The organism is Mycobacterium ahvazicum, assembly GCF_900176255.2.
GTDB lineage: Bacteria > Actinomycetota > Actinomycetes > Mycobacteriales > Mycobacteriaceae > Mycobacterium > Mycobacterium ahvazicum.
Window position 1 is genome coordinate 392,958 of record NZ_FXEG02000002.1, and the last position, 24,474, is coordinate 417,431.

The 24,474-nt window shown below is 66.1% G+C and carries 26 protein-coding genes and 3 tRNA genes; 16 read left to right on the forward strand and 13 right to left on the reverse strand.

All coding sequences use genetic code 11. The features are described from left to right. Positions 1-67 precede the first annotated feature (67 nt). The 3 genes from MAAFP003_RS04095 to MAAFP003_RS04105 all read right to left on the reverse strand — a co-directional run bounded on the left by MAAFP003_RS04095 (position 68) and on the right by MAAFP003_RS04105 (position 2,433). Positions 68-763, reverse strand: coding sequence for a crotonase/enoyl-CoA hydratase family protein (locus MAAFP003_RS04095; protein ID WP_096284669.1), 696 nt, complete (start codon positions 761-763; stop codon positions 68-70). Between the two features lie 25 nt (positions 764-788). Next, positions 789-1,631, reverse strand: coding sequence for a hypothetical protein (locus tag MAAFP003_RS04100; RefSeq protein WP_207768457.1), 843 nt, complete (start codon positions 1,629-1,631; stop codon positions 789-791). 79 nt (positions 1,632-1,710) lie between these two features. Continuing rightward, entirely contained in the window at positions 1,711-2,433 is a 723-nt protein-coding gene (locus MAAFP003_RS04105) for an MBL fold metallo-hydrolase (RefSeq protein WP_243393759.1), read from the reverse strand. A gap of 110 nt (positions 2,434-2,543) precedes the next feature. Between MAAFP003_RS04105 and MAAFP003_RS04110 the strand changes: the two genes are divergently transcribed. The 12 genes from MAAFP003_RS04110 (at position 2,544) to rplA (ending at position 7,666) form a co-directional block, all read left to right on the forward strand. Further along, positions 2,544-2,750 (forward strand): type II toxin-antitoxin system VapB family antitoxin, encoded by a 207-nt coding sequence (locus MAAFP003_RS04110; protein ID WP_096290870.1) that lies wholly within the window; start codon positions 2,544-2,546, stop codon positions 2,748-2,750. Between the two features lie 86 nt (positions 2,751-2,836). Then, positions 2,837-2,909, forward strand: a tRNA-Thr gene (locus MAAFP003_RS04115). Positions 2,910-2,945: 36 nt separating this feature from the next. Next, positions 2,946-3,019, forward strand: a tRNA-Met gene (locus MAAFP003_RS04120). Between the two features lie 44 nt (positions 3,020-3,063). Continuing rightward, on the forward strand, positions 3,064-3,231 hold the full coding sequence (gene rpmG, locus MAAFP003_RS04125) for a 50S ribosomal protein L33 (protein ID WP_003898538.1): 168 nt from the start codon (positions 3,064-3,066) through the stop codon (positions 3,229-3,231). Between the two features lie 74 nt (positions 3,232-3,305). Then, the gene (gene hadA, locus MAAFP003_RS04130) at positions 3,306-3,758 is read left to right on the forward strand and encodes a (3R)-hydroxyacyl-ACP dehydratase subunit HadA (protein WP_370494536.1); all 453 of its coding nucleotides are present in this window, start codon (positions 3,306-3,308) and stop codon (positions 3,756-3,758) included. Then, the gene (gene hadB / locus MAAFP003_RS04135; protein WP_096284673.1) at positions 3,745-4,173 is read left to right on the forward strand and encodes a (3R)-hydroxyacyl-ACP dehydratase subunit HadB; all 429 of its coding nucleotides are present in this window, start codon (positions 3,745-3,747) and stop codon (positions 4,171-4,173) included. The genes hadA and hadB overlap by 14 nt, the downstream gene beginning before the upstream one ends. A 3-nt stretch (positions 4,174-4,176) precedes the next feature. Beyond that, positions 4,177-4,692: a (3R)-hydroxyacyl-ACP dehydratase subunit HadC gene (gene hadC / locus MAAFP003_RS04140; RefSeq protein WP_096284675.1), complete on the forward strand. Its 516-nt coding sequence runs from the start codon at positions 4,177-4,179 to the stop codon at positions 4,690-4,692. A 150-nt stretch (positions 4,693-4,842) separates the two neighbouring features. Next, positions 4,843-4,915: transfer RNA gene (locus tag MAAFP003_RS04145), tRNA-Trp, on the forward strand. Between the two features lie 195 nt (positions 4,916-5,110). Further along, complete coding sequence (secE, locus tag MAAFP003_RS04150; protein ID WP_096284677.1) at positions 5,111-5,587, forward strand: preprotein translocase subunit SecE; 477 nt, start codon at positions 5,111-5,113, stop codon at positions 5,585-5,587. 27 nt (positions 5,588-5,614) lie between these two features. Beyond that, positions 5,615-6,382, forward strand: a complete 768-nt coding sequence (nusG, locus tag MAAFP003_RS04155; protein ID WP_096284679.1) for a transcription termination/antitermination protein NusG — start codon at positions 5,615-5,617, stop codon at positions 6,380-6,382. A 61-nt stretch (positions 6,383-6,443) separates the two neighbouring features. After that, positions 6,444-6,872, forward strand: a complete 429-nt coding sequence (rplK, locus tag MAAFP003_RS04160) for a 50S ribosomal protein L11 (RefSeq protein ID WP_096284681.1) — start codon at positions 6,444-6,446, stop codon at positions 6,870-6,872. Between the two features lie 86 nt (positions 6,873-6,958). After that, the gene (gene rplA / locus MAAFP003_RS04165; protein ID WP_096284683.1) at positions 6,959-7,666 is read left to right on the forward strand and encodes a 50S ribosomal protein L1; all 708 of its coding nucleotides are present in this window, start codon (positions 6,959-6,961) and stop codon (positions 7,664-7,666) included. A 24-nt stretch (positions 7,667-7,690) separates the two neighbouring features. Here rplA and MAAFP003_RS04170 read toward each other — a convergent pair whose 3' ends face one another. From MAAFP003_RS04170 to MAAFP003_RS04215, 10 genes are all read right to left on the reverse strand, one after another. Continuing rightward, on the reverse strand, positions 7,691-8,917 hold the full coding sequence (locus tag MAAFP003_RS04170) for an RNA polymerase sigma factor (RefSeq protein ID WP_096284685.1): 1,227 nt from the start codon (positions 8,915-8,917) through the stop codon (positions 7,691-7,693). A 9-nt stretch (positions 8,918-8,926) separates the two neighbouring features. Further along, positions 8,927-9,625, reverse strand: a complete 699-nt coding sequence (locus tag MAAFP003_RS04175; RefSeq protein WP_096284687.1) for a YciI family protein — start codon at positions 9,623-9,625, stop codon at positions 8,927-8,929. 92 nt (positions 9,626-9,717) lie between these two features. Then, positions 9,718-10,614: a hydroxymycolate synthase MmaA4 gene (gene mmaA4 / locus MAAFP003_RS04180; RefSeq protein WP_096284689.1), complete on the reverse strand. Its 897-nt coding sequence runs from the start codon at positions 10,612-10,614 to the stop codon at positions 9,718-9,720. Positions 10,615-10,758: 144 nt separating this feature from the next. After that, on the reverse strand, positions 10,759-11,640 hold the full coding sequence (locus tag MAAFP003_RS04185) for a cyclopropane mycolic acid synthase family methyltransferase (protein WP_096284691.1): 882 nt from the start codon (positions 11,638-11,640) through the stop codon (positions 10,759-10,761). 144 nt (positions 11,641-11,784) lie between these two features. Then, positions 11,785-12,648 (reverse strand): cyclopropane mycolic acid synthase MmaA2, encoded by an 864-nt coding sequence (gene mmaA2, locus MAAFP003_RS04190; protein WP_096284693.1) that lies wholly within the window; start codon positions 12,646-12,648, stop codon positions 11,785-11,787. 92 nt (positions 12,649-12,740) lie between these two features. Further along, positions 12,741-13,604, reverse strand: a complete 864-nt coding sequence (locus MAAFP003_RS04195) for a cyclopropane mycolic acid synthase family methyltransferase (protein ID WP_096290871.1) — start codon at positions 13,602-13,604, stop codon at positions 12,741-12,743. Positions 13,605-13,744: 140 nt separating this feature from the next. Beyond that, on the reverse strand, positions 13,745-14,608 hold the full coding sequence (locus tag MAAFP003_RS04200; protein WP_096284695.1) for a cyclopropane mycolic acid synthase family methyltransferase: 864 nt from the start codon (positions 14,606-14,608) through the stop codon (positions 13,745-13,747). A 95-nt stretch (positions 14,609-14,703) separates the two neighbouring features. Continuing rightward, the gene (locus tag MAAFP003_RS04205; protein WP_096284697.1) at positions 14,704-15,621 is read right to left on the reverse strand and encodes an alpha/beta fold hydrolase; all 918 of its coding nucleotides are present in this window, start codon (positions 15,619-15,621) and stop codon (positions 14,704-14,706) included. Continuing rightward, positions 15,622-16,968 (reverse strand): ABC1 kinase family protein, encoded by a 1,347-nt coding sequence (locus MAAFP003_RS04210; RefSeq protein ID WP_207768458.1) that lies wholly within the window; start codon positions 16,966-16,968, stop codon positions 15,622-15,624. It lies immediately after the preceding gene. An 81-nt stretch (positions 16,969-17,049) separates the two neighbouring features. Beyond that, on the reverse strand, positions 17,050-17,616 hold the full coding sequence (locus tag MAAFP003_RS04215) for a DinB family protein (RefSeq protein WP_096284699.1): 567 nt from the start codon (positions 17,614-17,616) through the stop codon (positions 17,050-17,052). Positions 17,617-17,787: 171 nt separating this feature from the next. Between MAAFP003_RS04215 and MAAFP003_RS04220 the strand changes: the two genes are divergently transcribed. The 4 genes from MAAFP003_RS04220 to rplJ all read left to right on the forward strand — a co-directional run bounded on the left by MAAFP003_RS04220 (position 17,788) and on the right by rplJ (position 24,447). Further along, positions 17,788-21,969, forward strand: a complete 4,182-nt coding sequence (locus MAAFP003_RS04220; RefSeq protein WP_096284701.1) for a glycoside hydrolase family 38 N-terminal domain-containing protein — start codon at positions 17,788-17,790, stop codon at positions 21,967-21,969. After that, positions 21,966-22,583: a DUF7158 domain-containing protein gene (locus MAAFP003_RS04225; protein ID WP_096284703.1), complete on the forward strand. Its 618-nt coding sequence runs from the start codon at positions 21,966-21,968 to the stop codon at positions 22,581-22,583. Before MAAFP003_RS04220 ends, MAAFP003_RS04225 begins: the two co-directional genes overlap by 4 nt. Before the next feature lie 6 nt (positions 22,584-22,589). Next, entirely contained in the window at positions 22,590-23,495 is a 906-nt protein-coding gene (locus MAAFP003_RS04230; protein ID WP_096284705.1) for an ROK family protein, read from the forward strand. Positions 23,496-23,823: 328 nt separating this feature from the next. After that, entirely contained in the window at positions 23,824-24,447 is a 624-nt protein-coding gene (rplJ, locus tag MAAFP003_RS04235) for a 50S ribosomal protein L10 (RefSeq protein ID WP_096284707.1), read from the forward strand. The last annotated feature ends 27 nt before the right edge of the window (positions 24,448-24,474 follow it).

Sequence of the window (24,474 nt, forward strand, 5' to 3'; positions counted from 1 at the left end):
CACACTCTGCGGTGGAGGAGGCGACAGGAGGGGAGGCGGTTGCCCGGGCAATCGCATCGCCTCCTCCCTACAGACCAAATTCGGCTTCGATGCCGTCGATTCCGGCGCGCAGCGCCTTGAGCGTGTCGGCGCGGGCACGCAATTTCGTTGCGGCGTGCGCGTGCTGGTGCAGGCCGGCGAATTCCTTCGCGGCTTCCTCGGCGCGGCTGACCACCATCTCGGGCAACACGATCTCGTCGACAAAGCCTGCGGCAAGGGCGGTTTCACCGAAGAAGGTCTTGGCCAGCCCGGTGGCTTGCTGATACGCCGAACGGGTCAGCCGCAGCTTCATGATCTCCAGCGCGGCATAGGGGATCGTCATGCCGATCTTGACCTCGTTTGCCTGGATGTTGTAGGCGTGGGCGGCGATCCGGTGATCGCCGGACGCCAACAGGAACGAGCCCATCGCGATGGCGTGCCCGGTGCAGGCGATCACCACCGGCTTGGGGTAGGACAGCAGCCGGTAGGACAGCTCGAAGCCGCCCCTGAGCATGTCGATCGCGGGCTGCGTCTCGCCGGAGGTCAGGATCTTCAGGTCGAATCCGCCGCTGAACACCCGCTCGTTGCCGGTGATCACCAGTGCGCCGACGTTGTCGCTGTCGGCCCGGTCGATCGCCTCGTTGATGGCCGCCTGCATGGTCGGGCCCAGCGCGTTGACCTTGCCGTCGTCCATCCTGATGGTCGCGACGGTGTCGTTGAGGCTGTAGGTGACCGGACCGCTCATGCGTTGCTCCTTCGGACGTGGACGCTCAGACGTGCTCGCCGCGGTGTTTACCGAGGTCGTCTTGGGAGTTGCCCCAGCGCAGTCCGACATCGGTGGGTGCATCGAGCTGGCGGGCTCGCCAGCGATCCTGAGTTTCGGCGACTGCGCTGTTGATTCGGTCGATCTCGGTGCGGAACACGTCGGCGCGCGTTTCCTTGCTCGCGTAGTGGAAGTAGGTCAGCAGGCTGCGTAGCAGTTCCAGTTTCTGCTTCTCCCGCTTGGCCAGGTCGTGCGTGGTCATCAGCTCGATGCGCTGCACCGGCGGCAACGCATCCCAGTCCAGCACCACATTGGTCTCCAGCGGCTGGCGCTCGCGCTCCCAGAACCGCCACCCGCGCGGCTTGTCGGGGCGGTCGTAGTAGAGCACCTTCCCGGTGAAGCGAGACTCGATGCCGCCGCCGATTTCGCCGCGGTCGAGTGCGGAATCCCAGACCATCCGCCACTCCTGGCCGGGCGCGAGTACCGGCAATTCGCTGGGCAGCTGCAATTCGACCACTTCGGCATAGCCGTCGGTGGAATTCTCGTATTCGGCCACCGTCGGCGGACTCGCGAATGAAAAGCGGATGTCGTAGGCGGCGGTACGGCCGAAATTGCGAACGACCAGCTCGATCACGTGCCAGTCCGCGGCGTGCGGCTCCATCAGCATGCCGACGTGGGGTCGGGTCTGCTCGGCGGCCAGTCGGCGGCTGCGGCCGATCTGGTGGTTGGCGAAGATCAGGGCGATCACGCCGAGCGCAATTGCCGCCCACGCCGCCCACGCCAACCAGGTGCTGGACTCGACATCGGTGACCCCGTGCCAGCTGCCCTGGATCCACCCCATGGAATCCATCCCTCCGCTTATATCACAGCGATGTGCACCCGAAATTCTGCTGGCCAGACTGCGGAATCGCAACGACCGTGGCTATTACTCAGCCGCCCATCAACATTCGCCACTGATCGAGGTTGGTGGCGCGATACACGTAGTTGGAACGCTTGACCTCGGCCAGCGACGCGCTGGGGTCGGTGGAATACCAGTGCCCCGGGAAAACAGTCGGGTCGCCGGGCAGCGCCGCCAGCTGCTGCAGGCTGCGATACATCTCGTCGGAGTCGCCGCCGGGAAAGTCGGTTCGTCCGCAGCCGTCCAGGAAGAGCGTGTCCCCGGCGACCAGCCGGCCGTCCAGCAGGAAGCACTGGCTGCCCGGCGTATGGCCCGGGGTGTGCAGCAGCTCGATCTCGATAGCGCCGATGCTGATCTTGTCGCCGTGCTCGTGCGGGGTCAGGTCGTCGACACCAATCCCGGTAACCCGCGAAACCCACAGCGCCTCGTGGGTATTCACATGCACCGGCACGTTGGTTCGCTCCAGCAGGTCGGCGAGGCCGTTGAGCTCGAAGCCCATCATCGAGCCGCCGACGTGGTCCGGGTGATGGTGGGTGACCAGGACCCCGGACAGGTGCATACCGTCGGCTTCGGCCGCGTCGACCAGCTCGCCGGCGGCATAGGCCGGGTCCACCACCACGCAGTCGCCGGTCTGACGGTCGCCGATCAGATAGGCGAAATTGCGCATTTGGGCGGCCATCATGTCGCCGGCGGCGAAATCGCGACCGGAGAGCAGTTGCCGGAAATACAGTCGGTCCGCGGACGAATCTGTCACCGCATCAGACTATGACCCGGCGAACCGACCTGGCATTTCGGGCGCATCACCGCTCGTCAACCGCGCTTTCGCCGGCGATTCGGACGGTGCTGCGTGGGTATTGTTGCTCCATGCTGAAGAAGGTCGAGATGGAGATCGACGACGATCTGGTCCAGGAGGCGATCCGTCGTTATCACGTGGCCGATGCGCGCGAGGCCGTCCACCTCGCGTTGCGGACGCTGCTCGACTCGGACGCGCAGAGCGACCAGGACGACATTTACGACGAATTCAGCGACCTCAGCGCGTGGCAGCCGAAGCGCAACAGCGCCGAGGGCTGACCGTCTGCAGCGTGGTTTGGTGCCGTCGCGCGTCGCGCTGTACCCTCTTTTAGGCCCGAGGCAAGACTGTTCGCTACGGGTTCCAGGCCCCCTTAGCTCAGTCGGTAGAGCGTTTCCATGGTAAGGAAAAGGTCAACGGTTCGATTCCGTTAGGGGGCTCGGCGGACGCCGAACAGGCGGACGGCGCGTACCAGAGGCGATGTAGCTCAGTCGGTTAGAGCGAACGACTCATAATCGTTAGGTCGCCGGTTCGAGTCCGGCCATCGCTACAACACAACAACGTAGAGTTCGAGAGATTTGAGAGAGAACCGTAATGGCTTCCAGTACCGATGTGCGGCCGAAGATCACTTTGGCCTGCGAGGTGTGTAAACACCGCAACTACATCACCAAGAAGAACCGGCGAAACGACCCGGACCGGCTGGAGCTGAAGAAGTTCTGCCCGAACTGCGGCAAGCACCAGGCACACCGCGAGACGCGCTAATCATCTCTGGCCGTTTAGACGAAATTGACCAGGTAGGTTTTGAAGCCGTGCCGTTGACCAAAGATCTAGTCGGGATGCATTACCGCTATCCCGACTACTACGAGGTGGAGCGGGAGAAAATCCGCGAGTACGCGGTCGCCGTGCAGAACAACGACGCGTACTTCTCCCAGGAGGAGGCCGCTGCCGAGCTTGGTTATAAGGGGCTGCTGGCGCCGTTGACGTTCTGCTGCGTGTTCGGCTACCAGGCGCAGTCGGCGTTCTTCAAGCACGCCAACATCGCGGTCACCGACGCGCAGATTGTCCAGGTCGACCAGGTGCTCAAGTACTTCAAGCCGCTGGTAGCGGGCGATCGGCTCTACTGCGACGTGTACGTGGACTCGATGCGCATCTCGCACGGCACCCAGATCGTCGTGACCAAGAACATCATCACCGACGAGGCCGGTGACATCGTGCAGGAGACCTACACGACCCTGGCGGGCCGTGCTGGTGAGAACGGAGAAGAGGGATTTTCTGATGCCACTGCGTGAGTTCAGCTCGGTGAAGGTGGGCGACCAGCTTCCGGAGAAGACCTACCCGCTGACGCGCCAGGATCTGGTGAACTACGCGGGAGTTTCGGGGGACTTGAACCCGATCCACTGGGACGACGAGATCGCCAAGGTCGTCGGGCTGGACACCGCGATCGCGCACGGCATGCTCACGATGGGCATCGGCGGCGGTTACGTCACGTCGTGGGTTGGGGACCCCGGTGCGGTCACCGAATACAATGTGCGGTTCACGGCCGTGGTGCCGGTGCCCAACGACGGCAAGGGCGCCGAGCTGGTATTCAGCGGCCGGGTCAAGTCGGCGGACCCGGAGACCAAGTCGGTGACCATCGCGATCAGCGCCACCACCGGCGGTAAGAAGATCTTCGGACGGGCAATCGCGTCGGCCAAGTTGGCGTAACCCATGGCGCTCAAGACTGATATCCGCGGCATGATCTGGCGGTATCCGGACTACTTCGTGGTGGGCCGCGAGCAGGTTCGGGAGTTCGCCCGGGCCATCAAGAACGATCACCCGGCCTTCTACGAGGAGGCCGCGGCGGCCGAACTCGGTTACGACTCGATCCTCGCGCCGCTGACCCTCGTCACGATCTTCGCCAAGTACGTGCAGTTGGACTTCTTCCGCCATGTCGACCTGGGCATGGAGAGCTTGGTTATCGTCCAGGTCGAGCAGCGCTTCGTGTTCAACAGGCCGATCCAGGCCGGCGACAAGCTGTGGGGGCGGATGGACGTCGAGTCGGTCAACGAGCGATTCGGCGCCGACATCGTCGTCACCAAGAACATCTGCACCGACGACAACGGTGAGGTCGTGATGGTGGCCTACACGACGTTGATGGGGCAGTACCGGGAAGAATCGAACGACGACGATCCCGTCAAGCTCAGATGGGACCACGAATCCGGGCAGGTCGTCAGAACCGCGTAATTAGTATCTGACTCCCGTGCCGATGTACACTCGGACCTCGGGGTTTTCCCATTACAGCGCGCTGTCCACAGGTTCGGCGATCACCGAACGGAGAGCGCGCGTGTCATGTAGGCCCCGGAAGGTAAGCGCAGGTTGGCCTGCCAACCGCGAAGGGGCGTAGCTCAACTGGCAGAGCAGCGGTCTCCAAAACCGCAGGTTGCAGGTTCAAGTCCTGTCGCCCCTGCACAAGGCGAACGTCCGACGACGATGCAGGCCGCAACGGCCTGAGGAGGAGTTGGACAATCGGATCCAAGTCCGACGACGATGCAGGCCGCAACGGCCTGAGGAGGAGTTGGACAATGGGAAACGTGCCATGCTGGACACTAACCGGTCAGCGCGGGACGAATCGCGCGATAGCTAGCGAACAAAGGAGCATGCGGTGAGCGACGAGGGCCTCGACGTCCCTGCTGCCAACGACGCCGCACGCGACGGCGGTGACACCGACGACAGCACCAGCGGCGGTCGGACGGCCGTGGTGACCAAGCCTGTGGCGCGTCCGCAGCGGCCAACGGGCAAGCGGTCCCGGCAGCGGGTGGCGGATGCCGGCGACGACGTCGACGTCGAGTCATCGGACGAGACCGAGGACTCCAAGGAGAAGTCTCCGGCCAAGAAGGCCGGAGCCGGCAAGAAGGCCAAGAAGCCGAAGAAACCCGGGGACCGCACGGCCAACCCGCTCGTCTTCGTCTACAACTACCTCAAGCAGGTCGTTGCGGAGATGCGGAAGGTGATCTGGCCCAACCGCAAGCAGATGCTCACCTACACCTCCGTGGTGCTGGTGTTCCTCGCCTTCATGGTGGCGCTGGTCGGCCTGACTGATTTCGGCTTGACCAAGCTCGTGCTGCTGGTGTTCGGCTGAGCTTAGAGATAGAGAGGACTGAAAACCGTGACTACCTTCGACGGTGACACGTCCGCCGGTGAAGCGGTCGACGTAGAAGAGCCTGCCGAGGTCGTCGAGGCCCCTGAGACCACTGAGGAGCCCGCGGCCATCGAGGCCCCGGCAACCCCCGCGGAGTCGGCCGACGAGGCTGACCCGGCCGCCGCCCTGAAGGCGGAGCTGCGTAGCAAGCCCGGCGACTGGTACGTCATCCACTCTTACGCGGGATACGAGAACAAGGTGAAGGCCAACCTCGAAACCCGGGTGCAGAACCTCGATGTCGGCGACTACATCTTCCAGGTGGAGGTACCCACCGAAGAGGTCACCGAGATCAAGAACGGCCAGCGCAAGCAGGTCAACCGCAAGGTGCTGCCGGGCTACATCCTGGTGCGCATGGACCTGACCGACGACTCGTGGGCCGCGGTGCGCAACACCCCCGGCGTGACGGGATTCGTCGGCGCGACGTCGCGTCCGTCGGCGCTCAAGCTCGACGACGTGGTGAAGTTCCTGCTGCCGCCGGGTTCGGCGAAGAAGCCCGTCAAGGGTGGTACCACCGCTGCCGCCGCCACGACCGAGGCCGGTGGGCTGGAACGCCCGGTCGTCGAGGTCGACTACGAGGTGGGCGAATCGGTGACGGTCATGGACGGGCCGTTCGCGACGTTGCCGGCCACCATCAACGAGGTCAACGCCGAACAGCAGAAGCTCAAGGTGTTGGTGTCGATCTTCGGCCGCGAAACACCGGTGGAACTCACCTTTACCCAAGTCTCCAAGATCTAGCCAGCCATCCCGTTCGCGGGGACGGCTGGGTGCATAAACCAGGAAGGAACGTCGAAATCTCATGGCCCCGAAGAAGAAAGTCGTTGGGCTGATCAAGCTCCAGATCGTGGCGGGACAGGCAAACCCTGCGCCGCCGGTGGGACCCGCGCTCGGCCAGCACGGTGTGAACATCATGGAGTTCTGCAAGGCATACAACGCCGCGACGGAAAGCCAGCGCGGCACCGTGATCCCGGTGGAGATCACGGTCTATGAAGACCGCAGCTTCACCTTCGCGCTCAAGACGCCGCCCGCCGCCAAGCTGCTGCTCAAGGCCGCCGGCGTCGGCAAGGGCTCGGCCGAGCCGCACAAGACCAAGGTCGCCAAGGTCACCTGGGATCAGGTTCGCGAGATCGCCGAGACCAAGAAGACCGACCTCAATGCCAACGACATCGACGCTGCCGCCAAGATCATCGCCGGTACCGCCCGGTCGATGGGGATCACCGTCGAATAGGTCCGCATAACCCTCAGCTCCACCCCGTGGGAGGGCTGGCTTCGGCCCGAATTAACCACGACCCCAACACCAGATTGGATTGATCAATGAGCAAGAACAGCAAGGCATACCGCGCCGCCGCCGAGAAGGTGGATCGCGACAACCTGTACACCCCGCTCCAGGCCGCCAAGCTCGCCAAGGAGACGGCGTCGACCAAACAGGACTCGACCGTCGAGGTGGCGATCCGGCTCGGCGTCGACCCGCGCAAGGCGGACCAGATGGTCCGCGGCACGGTCAACCTGCCGCACGGCACCGGTAAGACCGCCCGGGTCGCGGTGTTCGCCGTCGGCGACAAGGCCGAAGAGGCCACCGCCGCGGGTGCCGACGTGGTCGGCAGCGACGACCTGATCGAGAAGATCCAGGGCGGTTTCCTCGACTTCGACGCCGCGATCGCCACGCCGGACCAGATGGCCAAGGTCGGGCGCATCGCGCGCATCCTGGGCCCGCGCGGCCTGATGCCGAACCCCAAGACCGGCACGGTGACGCCCGACATCGCCAAGGCCGTCAACGACATCAAGGGCGGAAAGATCAACTTCCGCATCGACAAGCAGGCCAACCTGCACTTCGTGATCGGCAAGGCGTCGTTCGACGAGAAGAACCTCGCGGAGAACTACGGCGCCGCGATCGACGAGGTGCTGCGGCTCAAGCCGTCGTCGTCGAAGGGTCGCTACCTGAAGAAGATCACCGTGTCGACGACCACCGGCCCGGGCATTCCGGTCGACCCGGCCGTCACCCGCAACTTCACCGAAGCGTAGGTTTTTCGCGCTGGGCGCGCCTGATTATCCGCCGCACTCGGCGATGCGCCGCCGCAGGAAGTCGCGCCCCGACTCAGAACCGCCTGACTCCAACGCGATCCGGTACCAGGTGAGTGCTTCGATGGGCCGTCCGGCGCGCCGCAGCAGATCGGCCCTTACCGTCGCGACCAGATTCGAGTGGGTCAGCCGGGGATCACGCGCCGCTTCGTCCAGCGCGCGAAGCCCGGCGTCGGGACCGTCGCGCAAGCCCACCGCCATTGCGCGGTTGGCGCGCGCCACCGGCGAACCCGTCAGCTCCACCAGCCGGTCGTAGGCCGTGCAGATGGTGACCCAGTCGGTCTGCTCCCATGACGGCGCCGTCGCGTGCACCGCGGCGATCACGGCCTGGGGCAGATAGGGGCCCGCGGCAGGTGGGGCACCCTCGGCCAGCCGCAACCGGTGCAGGCCGCGCGCGACGCGGCTGCGGTCCCACTTGCCGCGGTCCTGGTCTTGCAGCGGCACCAGCATCCCGTTGTCGTCGATCCGCGTCGCTCGCCGCGAGTCGTGCAGCAGCGTCAGCGCGGCCAAGGCGTGGGCCTCGCGCTCGTCCGGCATCAGCACGCACAACTCGCCGGCCAACCGGACACCCTCGTCGCATAGTTCGTCGCGAATCGCCGACGGACCCCCAGTCGACCAATAGCCCTCGGTGAACACCGAATAGATACAACCGAGCACATGCGGTGTCCGCTCGGGTAGCAGCTGTGCCGGCGGTACCCGCAGCGGGATGTTGGCGTGACGAATCTTGTTCTTGGCGCGCGTGATTCGTTGACCGACGGCGGTGTCCGTCTGCAACAGGGCTCGTGCGATCTCGGGGACGGTCAAGCCGGACACCAGCCGCAGCGTCAGCGCCAATTGCGACTGGCGGTCCAGCGCCGGATGGGCACAGGTGAACATCATCCGCAGCTCGTCGTCGCGAACCGGATGCGGGTCGGTGTGCTCGGTGCGAGCCCTGATCTCGTCCACGAAAGCCGCCAATTCCTTTCCGGGACGGACGGATTCGCGGCGCAGCCGATCCCGGGCACGGTTGCGGGCAACGGTGACCAGCCACCCGCCGGGGCGCTCAGGCACACCGTCGCGGGGCCAGCTGCGCAGCGCCTCGGCGCAGGCCTCCTGGACGGCGTCCTCGGCGACGGTGAGGTCGCCGGACCAGCGCGCGAGCGCGGCGACGGCGGGACCCCATTCCCGGCGGAAGACGCCGTCCAGGTTGGTCATTGCGGGCGGTTAGAGTCCCGAGATTCCAGCGAGCTGCCGCAGCTGCACCGTCGAAGCGGGAATCATCGACGCTATCTTGATGGCCTCGTCGCGATCCGCGGCACCCAATAGGTAGATCCCGGTGGCGATTTCGGCGCCCTCCACATAAGGCCCGTCGGTAATCAGGACCTCACCGTCGCGCACCCGCACGGTCGTCGCGGTGGACCGATCGTGCAACGCGGCGCCGCCAACGATGTGATCGCCGGCGGCCGCGTGCAGATCCGCGTGCTTGGCGGCCACCGCTTCCCATTCCGGCGTGCCGGGGGTGTGTGCCTTCTCGGCCGGTTCCAGCAGCAGCGCCAGCCAGTCGTTGCCGGTGAGCGGGCGGGACGGGTCCAGCGCGTGGACCGCGGGCCACACCTCGACGGCCCCATAGCCGGCGAGCGGGATGTCGCGCGCCAGCCCCAGCGCTTCGTCGAGATTTTCCGCTTCGAACACGTAGTAGCCGCAGGCCACCTCGGCGGACTCAGCGAACGGGCCGTCGGTGACCACTCGGGTGTCCGGGCCGCCGGTGATGACCGCCGCGGCGGCCGCGGGCGCCAGGGCGTCGCCGGATTTGATCGCCGGGCCGGCTTTAGCGTGGAAGCTCTCCCACGCCGCCATCGCGGTGGCCGGGTCGTCGGGTGTGCGGTCCTGCTCTTTGCTGATCAACAGCGCGAAATACTGCATGTTCGTCACCTCCGATAGCGAGCGAAGCCTCGTGCTCCACTCTCTACCCATCCGACGAACGACGCAGCGCTAATCCGACAGCGCGGCGAAAATCAGGCCGAGGCGCCCGGCTTGAGGTAGGTCACCAGGCTGCAGTCCAGCATCTCGTCACCGAAGTAGTGCTCGCAGCCGCGTAGGTACTTCATGTAGCGCTCGTAAACCTCTTCGGAAGTGACCTCGATGGCCTTGTCCTTGTTGGACTCCAGCGTGTCACCCCAGATGTGCAGCGTCTTGACGTAATGGTCGCGTAGTGAAAGCGGTTCGGGGACAACGAAACCCGCCTTCTCGCCGTGTTCGACCATCATCTCGGTGGTTGGCAGGCGACCACCCGGGAAGATCTCGGTGACGATGAACTTGATGAAACGCACGGTTTCGAAGGTGAGCTTCTTGCCGCGGGCGTTCAGGTTGTACGGGTGATAGCTGACGCTGCTCTGCACGGTCATCCGGCCGTCCTCGGGCATGATGTCGAACGTCCGCTTGAAGAAGTCGTCGTAGTTCTCGTGGCCGAAGTGCTCGAACGCCTCGATCGAGACGATCCGGTCGACGGGCTCGTTGAAGTCCTCCCAGTTCAGCAGCCGCACCTCACGGGAGCGGTTTGTGTCGATCGCACCCAGCACCTGCTCGCAGCGGGCGTGCTGATTCTTCGACAGGGTCAAGCCGATGACGTTGACGTCGTAGCGCTCCACGGCGCGGCGCATGGTGGTGCCCCAGCCGCAGCCGATGTCGAGCAGGGTCATGCCGGGTTGGAGGTCCAGCTTGTCCAGGTTGAGGTCGATCTTGGCGTATTGAGCCTCTTCGAGGGTCAGGTCGGACGGCTCGAAGTACGCGCAACTGTAGGTTCGGGTGGGGTCCTGAAACAGGGCGAAGAAATCGTCGGAGACGTCGTAGTGCGCCTGGATATCCTCCGAACGCGTTCGGAACTTCGTCGCACTAGTCGGTTGCTCTGCCATTTGCGTTTAGTCTCCTGAATTCACTGCTTTCAAACCCGTTGCCCATCTTCGCCCGATTGACCAGCAACGATACCCACACCCGATCGGGCTGCTTAACTGCCGGTGGCGCTTGACGCACGGCCCCCCGCGGCCCGACCCATCAGTCTACTTTTCCAGGGTGAACTGGTTGCAGTCGATATAGCCCATCCGGAACGCGTTGGCGCAGCCGGTCAGGAATTTCATGTACCGCTCGTAGACCTCTTCGGACTGTATTTCGACGGCTTGGTCCTTATGAGCCGTGAGGGCATCGGCCCACAGGTCGAGGGTGCGGGCGAAGTCGGACTGCAGTGACTGGCGCCGGGTGACGTCGAAACCGGCCTTGGCGCTGTGGTCCTCCACCTTCTCGATGGACGGCAGGCGGCCGCCCGGGAAGATGTCGGTCAGGATGAACCGGATGAACTTCGCCATCTCGATCGTCACCGGAATGCCGCGCTCCGTCATCTGCGTGGGATGCAAGGCGGTGATCGAATGCAGCAGCATTACCCCGTCATCCGGCAGGACGTCGTAGGCGAATTTAAAGAAGTCGTCGTAGCGGTCGAAGCCGAAGTGCTCGAGCGCTTCGATGATGACGATGCGGTCGACCTGCTCGGTGAAATCCGCCCAGTCGGTCAGCAGCACCCGGTGTGAGCGCTTCGAGTCGAGGGTGCCGAGCACCTGCTGGCAGTAGGCGTCCTGGTTCTTGGACAAGGTCACCCCGACGACGTTGACGTCGTACTTCTCGACGGCGCGCTTCATCATCGAACCCCAGCCACAACCGATGTCGAGCAGGGTCATCCCCGGCTCCAGCGCCAGTTTGTCGAGTGTGAGATCCAGCTTCGCGACCTGCGCCTCGTGCAGCGACATGCCCTCGTGGGGAAAGTATGCGCAGCTGTACGTGCGGGTCGGATCCTGGAACAGCGCGAAGAATTCGTTGGACAGGTCGTAGTGCGCCCGAACATCAGCCTCGTTAGACCGCGTCCGCGTGGCACCCGCTGAACTTTCAGACATATGTCCCCCCGGTGGACATGGCTCCCGGCGGGAGACCATCTGGGGGACCCTACACCCGGGGGGACGTATCGCTCGGATTTGAGCTGCGATGCCACCGGGTTTCTCGATCGGCGATCCGCCACCTGTCCGGGGCGGACGCGATCGCTACTTCTCCAGGGTGAATTGGTTGACGTCGATGTAGCCGACCCGGAACGCATTGGCGCAGCCGGTCAGGTATTTCATGTAGCGCTCGTAGACCTCTTCGGACTGGATCTCGATGGCCTCGTCCTTGTGCGATTCCAGCGCCGCTGCCCACAGATCGAGGGTCCTGGCGTAGTGCGGCTGCAGCGATTGGCGCCGGGTCAACCGGAAACCGTGCTTCGACGAGTGGTCCTCCACCTTCTCGATGGAGGGCAGCCGGCCGCCCGGGAAGATCTCGGTGACGATGAACTTGATGAAGCGGGCCATCTCGAAGGTCAGCGGTATGCCACGTTCGACGATCTGTGGCCCCGTCAATCCGGTGATCGTGTGCAGCAGCATCACGCCGTCATCGGGCAGTACGCTGTGCGCCATCGTGAAGAAGTCGTCGTAGCGGTCGTGGCCGAAGTGCTCGAATGCGCCGATCGACACGATGCGGTCCACGGGCTCGTCGAACTGTTCCCAGCCGGCTAGCAGCACTTGCTTGCTGCGGCTGTTGTCCATCTCGTCGAACGACTGCTGCACGTGCGCGGCCTGGTTCTTGGACAACGTCAGCCCGACGACGTTCACGTCGTACTTCTCCACCGCGCGGCGCATCGTGGCACCCCAGCCGCAGCCGACGTCGAGCAGGGTCATGCCCGGTTGCAGGCCGAGCTTGCCCAGCGCGAGGTCGATCTTGGCGAGCTGGGCTTCTTCGAGCGTCATGTCGTCGCGCTCGAAGTAGGCGCAGCTGTAGGTCTGGCTGGGATCCAGGAACAGCCGGAAGAAGTCGTCGGACAGGTCGTAGTGTGCCTGCACATCGGCGAAGTGCGGTGTCAGTTTCCGAGCCATGACCTTTTGCCTTCCTGACGAAAACGCACCTAAAGATACCCTGCGCATGCGCCGGGACCGATCATCGATCCCGGGGGGTCACTGCCGGCGGGTTACTTCGCGAGCGTGAATTGGTTGACGTCGACGTAGCCTTGCCGGAATTTGTCGGCGCAACCGGTCAGGTATTTCATGTAGCGCTCGTAGACCTCTTCGGACTGGATCTCGATCGCCTCGTCCTTGCGCGCCCGCAAGGCCGCCGCCCACAGGTCCAGCGTCTTGGCGTAGTGCGGCTGCAGCGACTGGCGGCGCGTCAACGTGAAACCTGCATCGCGCGAATGTTCTTCCACCATAGGGATTTTCGGCAACCGCCCGCCGGGGAAGATCTCCCGCTGGATGAAGATGATGAAGCGCAACAAGTCGATGGAGATGGGCAAGCCCAGGTCGATGATTTCCTGCTTGGTGAAGTCGGTGATCGTGTGCAGCAGCATCACGCCGTCGCCGGGCAGCACGTGATAGGCCATCTTGAAGAAATCGCCGTAGCGGTCGTGGCCGAAGTGCTCGAACGCGCCGATCGACACGATGCGGTCCACCGGCTCGTCGAACTCTTCCCAGCCGGCCAGCAGCACGCGCTTGCCGCGGGGGTTGTCCATCTCGTCGAACGACTTCTGCACGTGCGCGGCCTGGTTCTTGGACAGCGTCAGCCCGATGACGTTCACGTCGTACTTCTCGATCGCGCGGCGCATGGTGGCGCCCCAGCCGCACCCGACGTCGAGCAGCGTCATACCGGGCCGCAGGCCCAGCTTGCCCAGCGACAAATCGATCTTGGCGAGCTGGGCTTCCTCGAGCGTCATGTCGTCGCGCTCGAAGTAGGCGCAGCTGTAAGTCTGGCTGGGATCCAGGAACAGCCGGTAGAAGTCGTCGGACAGGTCGTAATGCGCCTGTACGTCGTCGAAGTGTGGTTCCAGTTTTTGAGCCATCAGCGTGCGCCCTCCCCGCAAAAACGCATCGAACATCCCCCGAGCCCGAGTGGGCAAAATTTTATTACTCAGCATCTGCCCGTATTGACGAACGGCGAAACCTCGCAGTTCAACCCGACTGTCATGTCGGGCGTGTCGCGCTACTTGGCCAGGGTGAACTGTCCGACGTTGGAGATGCCTTTGCGGAAGAGGTCCGCGCAGCCGGTGAGGTAGCGCATGTAGCGGTCGTAGACCTCTTCGGACTGGATGGCGATAGCACGCTCGCGATTGGCCTCCAGATTGGCCGCCCACATGTCCAGCGTCCGCACGTAGTGCGACTGCAGATACTGAGTTTGCTCGAGCGCGAAACCACTGGCCTGCGCGAGATCGACGATGTCGGGTTCACCGCACATCTGGCCGCCGGGGAAGATCTCCTTGCCGAGGAATCTCAGAAAGCGCAGATCGGTCATCGTGATCGGGATGCCGTGCTCTTTCCAGTACGACTGCGGATGGGTGAAGATGCTGTGCATCAGCAGCCGGCTGTTGTCAGGCAGCACCTCGTAGGCCCAGTCCCAGAACGCCGGCCACCGCTCTTTTTTGAACGCGTCGAAGGCCTCAAAGCTGATGATCCGGTCGACGTGCTCATCGAACTCTTCCCAGCCCTGCAGCCGGGCCTCGGCCCGGCGCGTGGTTGTGATCGCGGCAAGACGAGATTTGCTGCGCTCGTAGTGATTTCGGCTCAGTGTGATGCCGACGACATTGACGTCGTACTTCTCCACCGCACGGACCAGCGCTCCGCCCCAACCGCATCCGACGTCGAGCAGCGTCATTCCCGGCTCGAGCTTCAGCTTGTCCAGCCCCAGATCCAGCTTGGCGAGCTGCGCCTCTTCTAGCGTCATGTCGTCGTTCTTGAAGTATGCGCAGGTGTAGACCATGTTGGGGTCCAAGAACAACGCGAAGAAGTCATCAGAAATGTCGTAGGTAGCCTGCGACTCTTCGTAATACGGCTTCAATTTCGCGACCATCGCGTCCTCCCAAGTATCAACGCTACAACTCTGTGAGATCTCGTGCGAAAGTTGCGACGAACAAAAACAGCCTAAGCCGTCTGCTCGACTCCGGCTCAGCTGGCGTCGGCGAAATTGCTCGTCAAAACACCGATCACCGGATCCCACAGCTGCTGTGGCAGATCATGTCCCATTCCGTCCAATAACACCAATCGTGCTCCGCGTATTGCGCGCGCGATCGCTCGTCCCCCGGTAGGCCGCATCAGTTTGTCGGACCGACCGTGGATGACGACCGTCGGTGCCGTGATGCGCCGGTCGTGATGAAGCAGGCTCCCGCTGCCCAGGATCGCGCTGAACTGCCCGGCGATGCCCTGCGGGTAGTAACTGCGGTCGTATCCTTCGGCGGCCTCCGCGCGGACCTGCTCGTGGGGAATGCGGTAACCCGGGCTCCCGATAATCCTGTTCACCCGGACCGCATTGTCGAGGATCACGTCGCGGGGCGAGCTCGGCGGCGGACCTTTGATCAGCGCCAGCAATGCGCGCGGTGCCGGCGGGGGCAGGAACGCCGAATTATTGCTCGAGAAAAGGACCCCGAGAGTCCTTGTGCGATGGGCGAATTGCGCGGCGAAGACCTGGGCGATCATCCCACCCATCGATGCCCCGACGACGTGCGCCGCCTCAATGCCCAGATGGTCCAACACCGCCGCTGCGTCGTCGGCCATGTCTTCGAGGGTGTACGTCGCCCTGCTGCGCAGGCCCACCCAGGAGCGGCCCAATCGCGTGACCAGCGACTGCCCGACGCTACGGCGCTCGGTCTTGCTGGACAGTCCGACATCGCGGTTGTCGTAACGGATTACCCGAAGGCCGTGGCCGACCAGCCGCTCGCAGAACTCGGTGCGCCACAGCAGCAGCTGGGCGCCGAGGCCCATGATCAACAACACCGGCGGGTCGTCGACGTCGCCCATGTCTTCGTAGTAGAGCTTCAGGTCGCTGGACGCGGGTCCGGCCGTCGCATAACCGGTGCGGATCTCCACCTAGACCTCCACGTCGGAGGAATGCTCGCGGCTGACCTCGACCATGAAGTTGGCGAAGTACCCGGTGAGTTGCGGGTCCGACATCATCTGCCACTTCGGCGCGAGCAGCTTCATGTACCGCTCGACGTAGAGGAACTGCTTGCCGATCAACACCAACTCGCGCGGCAGCTTCACGTCGTAGGCATCGGCCAGCGTCGACAGCTGCCGGCCGATGTCGGCATACGACATGTCGCCCAGCGTCGACATGGTCAGCGGGGTGGCGAAGCGCTCCAGGTCCTTGGCGGCCTGGGCTTCGGGCTTGACCGTGCCGACGGCTCCCATCAGCACGACGATCTTGCCGGCCGCGGCATGGTCCTTCTTGACCAGCAACGCGTACACCAATTCGCGCAGCAACCAACGGGTGCGCGGGTCGATGCGGCCCATAATGCCGAAGTCGAAGAACACGATGCGGCCCTGGTCGTCGACGTACAGGTTGCCCGCGTGCAGGTCGCCGTGGAACAACCCGTGCCGCAGCCCGCCCTCGAAAAGCGAGAACAGCAGCGCCTTCACCAGTTCGACGCCGTCGAACCCGGCCTTGCGGATGGCGGCGACGTCGTCGATGCGGATGCCCTGCACCCGTTCCATCGTCAGCACACGATCGCTGGTGAAGTCCCAGTGCACGGTCGGCACCCGGATGTTGCGGCCCAACGGCGACACGTGCAGATGCGAGACCCAGGCCTCCATCGACTGCGCCTCGAGACGGAAATTCAGCTCCTCGGCCAGGTTGGCCGAGAAGTCGGCGACCACGTCCTGCGCCGAGAGCCGGCGGCCCAGCTTGGCCAGCTCGACGGCCTGGGCGAAGCGTTTCAGGATCTGCAGGTCGGCGGCCACCCGGCGGCGGATACCCGGACGCTGGATCTTGACCACCACCTCCTCGCCGCTGTGCAGCGTGGCGTAGTGCACCTGCGCGATGGACGCCGAGGCGAACGGCGTCTCATCCCACTTGGCGAACAGGTCGGCCGGGTCGGCGCCGAGCTCCTCGACGAACAGCTTGTGCACCTCTTCGGAGTCGGCCGGCGGGACCCGGTCCAGCAGGCCGCGGAATTCGCGGGACAGCGACTCGCCGAACGCGCCCGGGCTGGACGCGATGATCTGGCCGAACTTCACATACGTCGGGCCCAGGTCGGCGAAGGTCTGGGGGAGCTGCTTGATCACCTTCTGCTGCCACGGGCCCCGGCCCGGCAGCTTGGTGACGACGCGAGCGGCGGAGCGAGTGACCTGCCAACCGGTGACCGCGACCCGGGCCGCTTCGATCGGCAACGGCACCCGGTCGAGCCTGGCCACGTCTCGGTGTTTGGTAGAGCTCATCTGTGCAGTCTGCCAAACCAGGGCTGCCAAGGCCCAACTCGCTGTCCGGTGAGCAGGCGTTTTACCGATCCGGCCCAGTGCTCACGCCTTTTTCCAAGGCGTGACCCAGCCCTCGATGGCCCAGCCCTCCAGCCCCGCGATCAGGTCGTACATCGTGGCTCCGTCGATGGTCTCCCGGACGATGTCGGCGTGCCCCGCGTGACGGGCCAGCTCGTTGATGACGTGCAGGATCACCCACCGCACCGACCAGGCATCCAGGTCCTTGGGAAACCACGGAACATCGTGTGGCACCGGCACCCGGGCGTCCAGGTCGGCGGTTTCCACCAGGCGCAGCGACGCCGCGTTCTGTTCGGCGAAATCCCGCAGCAACCCGTCCAGCGTCTCGTCGGGCCGCATCACGTGCTGGTCCGCGAACGCCTCGGCGTCGAACGGCCGGGGATCTTGCGGCGCCGCGTCCGGTGCGGCCGCGACCCGTGCCATCCAGCTGCGTTGCATCCGGGTGACGTGCTTGACCAGCCCTCCGACCGACAGCGCACTGGCCGACGGTGACGACCGGGCCTGCTCGTCGGTGAGGCCGTAGGACACCGCGAAATAGGAGCCTTGGTGGAACGCCAGGTATTCGCGCAGGGCGCTGCGCTCGTCGGTCACCGGCGGGGCGAGGGCTGGCATGATCAATCCTCCTGGTTGAGCGGGTAGTCGGCGCACGGCTGTGTCGTCAGGTCATCCGTAGCGCCGAGTTTTCCAGCTACCGGTGACAGCTTTGCGCTGCGCCGACGGCTTAACCTCCGGCGCCGGGCCGTCGCGCGTTAAGGTGCGGGCATGCAGCTGATTTCGGCGCAGTCGACCGAACTGTTCGTCGGGCCGCAGGACACGCCGCTACAGCTGGCCCGTGTCGCTGTCGAGGGGGTGACCGAGCCGACGCCGCTGCGCATCGACGGTGACGGTCTGCACGGTGCTGGGAGCGCCGAGGCCGGCGCCGAGGCCGTCGAGATCGCGGTGACCGTGCGGCGCCCGGTCGTCGGCGAGCGGCGGCCCGCCCGGGTGCACGCCGGCGACGACAGTGTGGCGTTCGAGTTCACCGTCGCCGAGCCGGGCTGGACGATGTTCATGGTCAGCCATTTCCACTACGACCCGGTGTGGTGGAACACGCAGGGCGCTTATACCAGTGAATGGCGCGAAGACCCGCCGGGCAAAGGCCGGCAGACCAACGGTTTCGAATTGGTGCACGCGCATCTGGAAATGGCCCGCCGCGAGCCCGAGTACAAATTCGTGCTGGCCGAGGTGGACTACCTTAAGCCGTACTGGGACACCCACCCCGAAGACCGCGCCGATCTGCGCCGCTTCATCGCGCAAGGCCGGGTCGAGATCATGGGCGGCACTTACAACGAACCCAACACCAACCTCACCAGCCCCGAGACAACAATCCGAAACCTGGTGCACGGCATCGGCTTTCAGCGTGACGTACTGGGCGCCGATCCCGCCACGGCATGGCAGCTCGACGTGTTCGGCCACGACCCGCAGTTTCCCGGGATGGCCGCCGACGCCGGGCTGACGTCGAGTTCGTGGGCCCGCGGACCACACCACCAGTGGGGCCCGACGCACTCGGGCGGTGTCGAGGGCATGCAGTTCTGCAGCGAGTTCGAATGGATTTCGCCGTCCGGGCGCGGGCTGCTCACGCACTACATGCCGGCGCATTACGGGGCCGGCTGGGGGATGGATTCGTCGGCGTCGCTGGCCGAGGCGTGCGACGCCACGTACGCAGTGTTCGATCAGCTCAAGAGGGTCGCGTTGACCCGCAATGTGCTGTTGCCGGTGGGCACCGACTACACGCCGCCGAACAAGTGGGTCACCGAAATCCACCGCGACTGGGCCGCGCGCTACACCTGGCCGCGATTCGTGTGCGCGCTGCCCAAGGAGTTCTTCGCCGCGGTGCGTGCCGAGCTGAACGAGCGAGGGTCGGTGCCGTCCCCGCAGACGCGCGACATGAACCCGATCTACACCGGCAAAGACGTCTCCTACATCGACACCAAACAGGCCAACCGCGCCGCCGAAAACGCGGTGCTGGACGCCGAGCGCTACGCCGTGTTCGCCGCGCTGATGACCGGCGCCGACTACCCGCAGGCCGCGCTGGCCAAGGCGTGGGTCCAGCTGGCCTACGGCGCGCACCACGACGCGATCACCGGCTCGGAATCCGACCAGGTCTACCTCGACCTGCTGACCGGTTGGCGTGACGCGTGGGAGCTGGGCAGCGCGGCCCGCGACAACTCCCTGGCGCTGTTGTCGCGCGCTGTGCGTCCCGAGGCCGGTGACGTGGTCGTCTGGAATTCGCTGACGCATCGGCGCACCGACATCGTCACCGCACGGGTTGATCCGCCGCTGCCCGCCGGGGTGCGGGTGCGCGACGCCGACGGCGCCGAGCTGCCCGCGCTGGTCGAGCACGACGGGCGGTCGGTCACCTGGCTCGCCCGCGACATCCCGTCGCTGGGCTGGCGGTCGTATCGACTGATCGCGGCCGATGCGGCGACCGGCTGGGAATCGGTGGCCGGACACCAGATCGAAAACGAGCACTACCGGTTGACGGTCGATCCGGCCCGGGGCGGGGCGGTGGTGTCGTTGGTTCACTTGACCGGCCGGGAAGGCCGTGAGCTGATCGCGGACGGGCGGGTGGGCAACGAGCTCGCCGTCTACGACGAATACCCGGCTCACCCGACGCAGGGCGAGGGCCCTTGGCATCTGCTGCCCAAGGGGCCGGTGGTGGGCTCTTCGGAATCGCCCGCGCAGGTGCAGGCCTACCGCGGGCCGCTCGGTCAGCGGCTGGTCGTGCACGGCCGGATAAACGAATTGCTCAGCTACACACAGACGTTGACGCTGTGGAATGGTGTGACGCGGGTGGACTGCCGCACCACGATCGACGACTTCACCGGCGCGGATCGCCTGCTGCGGATGCGCTGGCCGTGTCCGGTGCCGGGCGCCATGCCGGTCAGCGAGGTGGGCGATGCCGTCGTCGGCCGCGGTTTCGCGTTGCTGCACGACGGACCCGAATCGGTGGACACCGAGCACTTGCCGTGGACGTTGGACAACCCGGCCTACAGCTGGTTCGGCCTGTCGTCGGCTGCGCGGGTTAGGTTGGGAAGCAACAATATTCGTGCGCTGTCCGTAGCCGAGGTGGTGTCGCCGTCGGAAGCGTCGTCGGGACCGCTGGCGCGCGAGCTGATGGTCGCCCTGGTCCGCGCCGGCGTGACGGCTACCTGCAGTGGCGCGCACCGGCCGCGCTACGGCAACCTCGCGGTCGACTCCAACCTGCCCGACGTCCGCATCGCGCTGGGCGGGCCTGAACGCAACGCCTTCACCAAAGCGGTACTCGCCGAAGCCGATCCGGAGTACGCCAAGGAACTTCAACGCCAGCTGTCGAAGCGGGGCCGGGCCAGGGTGTGGGTGCCCGCGGCGAAGTCGTTGGCGGAAACCTGGGTGCCAGGAGTCGACCTGAGCGGCGTGCGCGCGCTGCCCGTGCTGGTGATTGACGGCAGTGATGAGAAGCGTCTCAATAACGAAATAGCCGCGTTGGCACACGATCTCGACGATGCTGAGATCGTTGTCAAACAGCGCGCCACGTCAGGCGCGGAACCCTTCGAATCCCGCACGGTCGCATTGCTCAACCGCGGGGTGCCGAGCTTCGCCGTCGACAGCGAAGGCACGCTGCACACCGCGCTGTTGCGGTCCTGCACCGGCTGGCCGTCGGGCACCTGGATTGACGAACCGCGCCGTACCGCGCCCGACGGGTCGAACTTCCAACTGCAGCACTGGACACACCACTTCGACTACGCGCTCGCCAGCGGCGACGGCGACTGGCGGCACGCCGACATCGCGAACCGCAGCGCGCAGTTCTCCCATCCGCTGCGCGCCGTCTTCCCCGATCAACGGCGAGGCGACCTGGCGTCCGCCGGGTCGCTGCTGCACGTCGACCCCGACCACACCGTCCAGATCGGCGCGTTCAAGGCGGCCGGCAACCCGCTGACGGCCGGTCGCGCCGAGCCCGTCGACCCCGGCGCGGTCACGCTGCGGCTGGTCGAAACCACCGGCGCGCGGACCCGCGTCTCGGTCGGCTCTACGCTCGGCAAACTGGGCTCGCTACACCTCGCTGACCTGCTGGAAAAGCCGCAGGGGCGCAAGCGATCGATCGAGCTGCACGGCTACCAGGTCGCCACCGTGCTGGCCCGCCTCGAGATCCCCAAGGCATTCGACGAGCCCACCGCGCTGGCCCCGGAAGCCGAGACCGCGCAGCCGCTGTATGCGCGCTACTGGCTGCACAATCGCGGGCCCGCGCCGCTGGGCGGGCTGCCGGCCGTCGCACACCTGCATCCCCAGCGGGCGACCGCCGAGCCGCGCGGCGAGCTGACCCTGCGGCTCACCGCGGCCAGCGACTGCACCGACACCGAGCTGCACGGCGTGGTCGCGCTCGCGTGCCCGGACGGCTGGTCCGCGACACCCGCCGAGCTGCCGCTGCGGCTCGGCAGCGGCGAGCACCGGGAGGCCGACGTGGTGCTGACGATCCCGGCCGATGCCGCGCCCGGGCTCTATCCGGTCCGGGCGCAGCTGCGCATCTTCGGCGACGACATCCCGGCCGCCTGGCGCCAGACCGTGGAGGACGTGAGCATCGTCGAAGTCGGCGCGGACCAGGACACCGAGCTGGTCTACCTCGTCGACGGTCCCGACGAGATCTCACTGCGGGCCGGCCAGACGGGCCGGGTGGCCGTGACGATCGGCAGTCACGGCGCGGCAGACCTGTCGGCCGAGGCCCATCTGATCAGCCCCTGGGGCACCTGGGAATGGATCGGCCCGGCCTCGGTCGGTGCGGTGCTGCCGGCCGGGGGCACCGTCGAGTTCGGCTTCGACGTCAGCCCGCCACCGTGGCTGGAACCCGGCCAATGGTGGGCGCTGATCCGGGTGGGCTGTGCAGGACGGCTGGTCTACTCGCCGGCGGTGCGGGTGACCGTGACATGAGCCTGCACCCGGTCGCCACCGTCGCGGGCGCCCCCGTCGCGGTCGAGGAGGTCGACGCGGCCGAGGCGCGATTGCGCAGCGGCCCACACGCGGCGGCGCTGCCCGCGCGCGGCACCAGCGAGGGCCGCCAGCTGCGGCGGTGGCTCACGCAACTTCTGGTGACCGAACGCGTGGTCGCCGCCGAGCTGGCCGCCCGCGGATTGAGCGTCGGCGACGCGCCGACCGAGGCCGAGTTGCTACCCGACGTGACGGCCCGGCTGGAGATCGGCAGTGTGGCCGCGGCGGCGCTGGCGGACCCCCGGGCGCGAGCGCTGTTCGTCGATGTGACGGTCGCGGTCCGGGTCAGCGATCGACAGGTGGCCGACTATCACGCCCGCAATCCGCTTCGGTTCGCCGCGGCGAGCCCCGACGGTCACGGCTGGCGCGCGCCGTCGTGTGTCGAGCCGCCGCTGGCGCAGGTGCACTCCGCGGTCGCCGAGCATCTGCGCGCCGCCGCTCGCCGTCGCGCGTTCCGGCTGTGGCTGGACGAGCGCCGCGCCGACCTGGTCCAGCTCGCCGCGGGTTACGAGCATCCCGGTGACCCCCGCCAACCCGACAACACCCATCGGCACTGATCGGCGATGCTTACTCTCGGTCTGGACATCGGTGGCACGAAAATCGCTGCGGGACTTGTGGATTCCACCGGAGCGTTGGTGTACAACGCGACCCGGCCCACCCCGCCCGGCGGTTCGGCCGAGCAGGTGTGGGAGGTGGTCGCCGCGATGGTCGCTGACGCCCTGTCGACGGCCGGCGGCGCGGTCCGCGCGGTGGGGATCGCTTCGGCCGGGCCCATCGACCTGCGCAGCGGAACCGTCAGCCCGATCAATATCAAAGGCTGGCAACGCTTTCCGTTACGGGACCGGGTCGCGGCAGCGGTGCCCGGGGTGCCGGTGCGGCTCGGCGGTGACGGATTGTGCATGGCCCTGGGAGAGCACTGGCAGGGCGCGGGGCGGGGTGCGGGCTTTCTGCTGGCCATGGTGGTGTCGACCGGCGTCGGGGGCGGATTGGTACTCAACGGCGCCCCCTACACCGGGCGCACCGGCAATGCCGGTCACGTCGGTCACGTGGTCGTCGAAGAAGGCGGTGAGCGGTGCGCATGCGGGGGCCGCGGTTGCGTCGAGACGGTCGCGGCAGGTCCGTGGCTGGTGCGCTGGGCGCGGGCCAACGGATGGTCAGCGCCGCCTGCTGCCGGCGCTCGCGAGCTGTCCGCCGCAGCGGCGGATGGCGACGAGGTAGCGCTGCGGGCATTCCGGCGAGGCGCCACCGGGCTGGCGGCGATGATCGCTTCGGTGGCGGCGGTCTGCGATCTGGACCTCGTCGTCATCGGGGGAGGAGTCGCCAAGTCCGGCCCCGTGTTGTTCGACCCGTTGCACGCGGTGCTGGCCGACTACGCCGGGCTGGATTTCCTGGCCGGGTTGCGGGTGGTGCCCGCCGAGCTCGGCGGCGAAGCCGGCCTGGTCGGCGCCGCCCGGCTGGCGGGGGCTTAACCGACCGCGTCGCGCCGCATATGGTCGAACGGTCTGCCCCGGCCGCTGGTGCATTTGTTCTGCTGAGCGTCGCCGTCACCCGAGATCCGCCGTTTTGGCCGACCGCGTGTTGTCACGCTATCCTTGGTGCCGATCCACCGAAGACCGTCGGTCACCGAGCAATCGGTTGAAGGTCCGGGAAACATCCCGGCGGCCCACGCAGGGGGACGAGGCATTACCGCCGGCGCTCGCGCCGGTGTACTTCAACGCCCCGTGCCGCTTCCTGCGCCGGGGCGTTCGTCGTTCCTCGGGGGAAGCGCAGACGACACTTTCACCGAGGAGGTTATGTATGGCCAAAGCCGACAAGGCCACCGCCGTAGCGGACATTGTCGAGCAGTTCAGCGCCTCGACCGCGACCGTCATCACCGAGTACCGCGGCCTGACCGTCGCTAACCTGGCCGAGCTGCGTCGTTCGCTGGCGGGTTCGGCCACCTACACCGTGGCCAAGAACACGCTGATCAAGCGGGCGGCGACGGAAGCCGGGATCGAGGGTCTCGACGAGCTGTTCGCGGGCCCGACGGCCATCGCGTTCGTCAGCGGCGAGCCGGTCGACGCCGCCAAGGCCATCAAGACCTTCGCCAAGGAGAACAAGGCGCTGGTCATCAAGGGTGGCTACATGGACGGCCACCCGCTGACGGTGGCCGAGGTCGAGCGGATCGCCGACCTGGAATCCCGCGAGGTGCTGCTGGCCAAGTTGGCCGGTGCCATGAAGGGCAACCTCGCCAAGGCTGCCGGCCTGTTCAACGCGCCGGTCTCGCAGTTCGCCCGCCTCGCGGCCGCCCTGCAAGAGAAGAAGGCGGCCGACCCGGCTGCCGCAGCGGCTCCGGCCGCAGAACCCGCTCCCGAGGCAGCCGCTTCGGAGGCACCCGCCGAGGCAGAAGCACCCGCCGAGACACCGGCTGACGCCGAATAACCCAAAAACCCACACCAGGAAGGACCC

What these genes read in the sequence shown, in the direction of transcription:
- MAAFP003_RS04230 (WP_096284705.1), top strand. Translation starts at nt 22,590, where the DNA reads ATGCTTACTCTCGGTCTGGACATCGGTGGCACGAAAATCGCTGCGGGA.
- MAAFP003_RS04220 (WP_096284701.1), top strand. Translation starts at nt 17,788, where the DNA reads ATGCAGCTGATTTCGGCGCAGTCGACCGAACTGTTCGTCGGGCCGCAG.
- hadA (WP_370494536.1), top strand. Translation starts at nt 3,306, where the DNA reads ATGCATTACCGCTATCCCGACTACTACGAGGTGGAGCGGGAGAAAATC.
- MAAFP003_RS04175 (WP_096284687.1), bottom strand. Translation starts at nt 9,625, where the DNA reads ATGCAGTATTTCGCGCTGTTGATCAGCAAAGAGCAGGACCGCACACCC.
- MAAFP003_RS04195 (WP_096290871.1), bottom strand. Translation starts at nt 13,604, where the DNA reads ATGGCTCAAAAACTGGAACCACACTTCGACGACGTACAGGCGCATTAC.
- rplA (WP_096284683.1), top strand. Translation starts at nt 6,959, where the DNA reads ATGAGCAAGAACAGCAAGGCATACCGCGCCGCCGCCGAGAAGGTGGAT.
- MAAFP003_RS04100 (WP_207768457.1), bottom strand. Translation starts at nt 1,631, where the DNA reads ATGGATTCCATGGGGTGGATCCAGGGCAGCTGGCACGGGGTCACCGAT.
- hadB (WP_096284673.1), top strand. Translation starts at nt 3,745, where the DNA reads ATGCCACTGCGTGAGTTCAGCTCGGTGAAGGTGGGCGACCAGCTTCCG.
- rplJ (WP_096284707.1), top strand. Translation starts at nt 23,824, where the DNA reads ATGGCCAAAGCCGACAAGGCCACCGCCGTAGCGGACATTGTCGAGCAG.
- MAAFP003_RS04225 (WP_096284703.1), top strand. Translation starts at nt 21,966, where the DNA reads ATGAGCCTGCACCCGGTCGCCACCGTCGCGGGCGCCCCCGTCGCGGTC.
- MAAFP003_RS04170 (WP_096284685.1), bottom strand. Translation starts at nt 8,917, where the DNA reads ATGACCAACCTGGACGGCGTCTTCCGCCGGGAATGGGGTCCCGCCGTC.
- mmaA2 (WP_096284693.1), bottom strand. Translation starts at nt 12,648, where the DNA reads ATGGCTCGGAAACTGACACCGCACTTCGCCGATGTGCAGGCACACTAC.
- MAAFP003_RS04200 (WP_096284695.1), bottom strand. Translation starts at nt 14,608, where the DNA reads ATGGTCGCGAAATTGAAGCCGTATTACGAAGAGTCGCAGGCTACCTAC.
- MAAFP003_RS04185 (WP_096284691.1), bottom strand. Translation starts at nt 11,640, where the DNA reads ATGTCTGAAAGTTCAGCGGGTGCCACGCGGACGCGGTCTAACGAGGCT.
- MAAFP003_RS04095 (WP_096284669.1), bottom strand. Translation starts at nt 763, where the DNA reads ATGAGCGGTCCGGTCACCTACAGCCTCAACGACACCGTCGCGACCATC.
- MAAFP003_RS04210 (WP_207768458.1), bottom strand. Translation starts at nt 16,968, where the DNA reads ATGAGCTCTACCAAACACCGAGACGTGGCCAGGCTCGACCGGGTGCCG.
- mmaA4 (WP_096284689.1), bottom strand. Translation starts at nt 10,614, where the DNA reads ATGGCAGAGCAACCGACTAGTGCGACGAAGTTCCGAACGCGTTCGGAG.
- MAAFP003_RS04110 (WP_096290870.1), top strand. Translation starts at nt 2,544, where the DNA reads ATGCTGAAGAAGGTCGAGATGGAGATCGACGACGATCTGGTCCAGGAG.
- hadC (WP_096284675.1), top strand. Translation starts at nt 4,177, where the DNA reads ATGGCGCTCAAGACTGATATCCGCGGCATGATCTGGCGGTATCCGGAC.
- rpmG (WP_003898538.1), top strand. Translation starts at nt 3,064, where the DNA reads ATGGCTTCCAGTACCGATGTGCGGCCGAAGATCACTTTGGCCTGCGAG.
- rplK (WP_096284681.1), top strand. Translation starts at nt 6,444, where the DNA reads ATGGCCCCGAAGAAGAAAGTCGTTGGGCTGATCAAGCTCCAGATCGTG.